Annotated in this window: 1 protein-coding gene and 2 pseudogenes; all 3 read left to right on the top strand. The window is 64.3% G+C overall.

Translation table 11 applies throughout. The features are described 5' to 3' along the window. Positions 1-4 precede the first annotated feature (4 nt). A pseudogene (gene istA, locus RKE40_RS29485) lies at positions 5-634 on the top strand (IS21 family transposase); the annotation flags it as partial. A 15-nt stretch (positions 635-649) separates the two neighbouring features. Next, positions 650-751, top strand: a pseudogene (locus RKE40_RS29480) (ATPase); the annotation flags it as partial. A gap of 327 nt (positions 752-1,078) precedes the next feature. Beyond that, a complete protein-coding gene (locus tag RKE40_RS29475; protein WP_316021710.1) occupies positions 1,079-1,960 on the top strand; it encodes a DMT family transporter in 882 nt (293 codons plus the stop codon). The last annotated feature ends 210 nt before the right edge of the window (positions 1,961-2,170 follow it).

Raw genomic sequence — 2,170 nt, 5'->3', positions numbered from 1 at the left:
GGGGATGAAGGGCGTGGATACGATTGCGCGGATCCGGCGCGAGTTTTCGGTCCGGGAGAAGACGATCAAGGAGATCGCCCGCGAGCTGCACGTCTCGCGGAACACGGTTCGGAACGTGCTGCGCTCGGGGGCGACCTCGTTTGAGTATGAGCGGAACGTACAGCCGCAGCCGAAGATCGGGCCCTGGCGCCCTGAGCTGGATCGGCTGCCGATGGCGAACGACGGCAAGCCGGCCCGCGAGCGCCTGACGCTGACCCGGCTCTTCGAAGAGCTGCGGGATCTCGGCTACTACGATGCCGTTCGCCGCTATGCGCGAGGCTGACGCCGCGAGCAATCCGCGGTCACGGCGGATGTCTATGTGCCTTTGAGCTTTGCGCCCGGCGAAGCCTATCAGTTCGACTGGAGCCACGAGATCGTCGTCATCAATGGCGCGACGACGCAGGTGAAGGTGGCGCATGTCCGGCTTTGTCACTCGCGCATGCTGTTTGTGCGGGCCTATCCGCGCGAGAGCCAGGAGATGGTCTTCGATGCCCATGACCGGGCCTTCGCCTTCTTCAAGGGCGCCTGCACGCGCGGCATCTACGACAGCGTGAAGACCGCGGTGGAGACGATCTTCGTCGGCAAGGAGCGTGCCTAGAATCGCCGCTTCCGCGACCGCTTCTTCAACGTCGTCGATCTCGTCAACAAGCTCGAGGCAGAAGCCCGCGCCGGCCGCCAGAGCCGCATGGCCGACTATCTCGCACGCATGGACCCCGCAGCGGTGGGGCCTGTTCGAAATCAGGAGGGTGGAGGGTTTCGTCGAGGTGTTCGCTGCACAGCGCGCCTCGAGAATGAGGGGGCAAAACTGATCCACTCCGGAATTCATGCGTAGAATGCATGGCGGATGAGCCGAGGCTGCCTCACGATTTCACGCTTTAATCACGATCTTACGGCTTGCTCGATATCAGTTCCGGCGCCGCCGGATTGCCTGCCCGAACGGATCGCAATGCCTCCCCCGCCCTCAGCCTCCGCGGCCGATGCTGATGCCCTTGTCAGGGCTTCGAACCCGGCGCAGAACGTTCCGGCCGCATCCGCCGGCGTGACCGACAACCCCCTTGTCGCGATCGGGCTCATCCTTGCGAGCACCCTGTTCTTCGCCGCTGGCGACGTCACGGCGAAACTGCTTACTGGCAGCCTTCCGGGATTGCAGGTGACGTGGCTCCGATACGTCGTGTTCGCCCTGTTGGTCGTGCCGACGACGCTGCTCATTCGTGGCCGCAGCGGTCTGGACACGAAGTCTGTCGGAATGCAGTCGCTGCGGGGCCTCGCTGTCGCCGGATCCGCTGTGCTCTTTATCCTCGGCCTGACGCTGCTCCCCGTTGCCGAGAACACCGCGATCAATTTCATCTCACCGATATTCATCACGGCGCTCTCGATTCCGCTGCTTGGCGAGAAGGTCGGCATGCGCCGCTGGGCTGCCGCTGCGGTTGGCTTCGCCGGCGTGCTGATCGTAGTGCAGCCGGGCGGATCCGGCTTCAGTGCCGCGGCCCTGCTCCCGATCGGCGCCGCCATGTCTTGGGCGGTCGCCGCGATCGTGACCCGGAAAATGCACGCCGAGCGGCCCGAGGTCACGCTGGCCTGGTCCGCGATCATCGGCCTCATCGTCCTATCCCTGGGAGTTCCCTTCGTCTGGAAGAGTATAGCGCTGCACGAGATCGGCATCGGCGTCCTCATGGGGCTGTTCTCCACGGTCGGCCACAGCCTGGTCATCCTCGCATTCAGGAAGGCCCAGGCATCGGTGCTGGCGCCCTTCTCATATGTGCAGCTCGCATCCTCCTCTCTGCTCTCGTTCTTCCTTTTCGCAGCCGTCCCGCAGGCCATGACCTTCCTCGGCGGCGCCGTGATCGCTGCAAGCGGGCTCTATACCGCCCATCGCGAAAGGATCCGTGCGAAGGCGGGACGCAACTTGCGAGCGGTTTGACAAGCTGGAAGCGCGCCTTGCTCACCGCGCAGCTGCCTGACGCATAACGGACGCTTCGAGCGACAACAGCTTTGCCGGCAGGCGCCGATGTTGTTGAAAAAGTCGGCGTTGCTGCGGGCGTGAAGTCCTGATTCAGTCGCCCTTGCGGAGGGCGGCGCGATGATGGGCGAGCGGCAGGTGGCGCAGGAGGCTCTGTTCTACGAGTTCAGC

This window comes from Allobosea rubneri (genome assembly GCF_032464875.1).
GTDB lineage: Bacteria > Pseudomonadota > Alphaproteobacteria > Rhizobiales > Beijerinckiaceae > Allobosea > Allobosea rubneri.
Note: the sequence above shows the minus strand (reverse complement) of the source record. Positions and strands in the feature narration are given on the sequence as shown.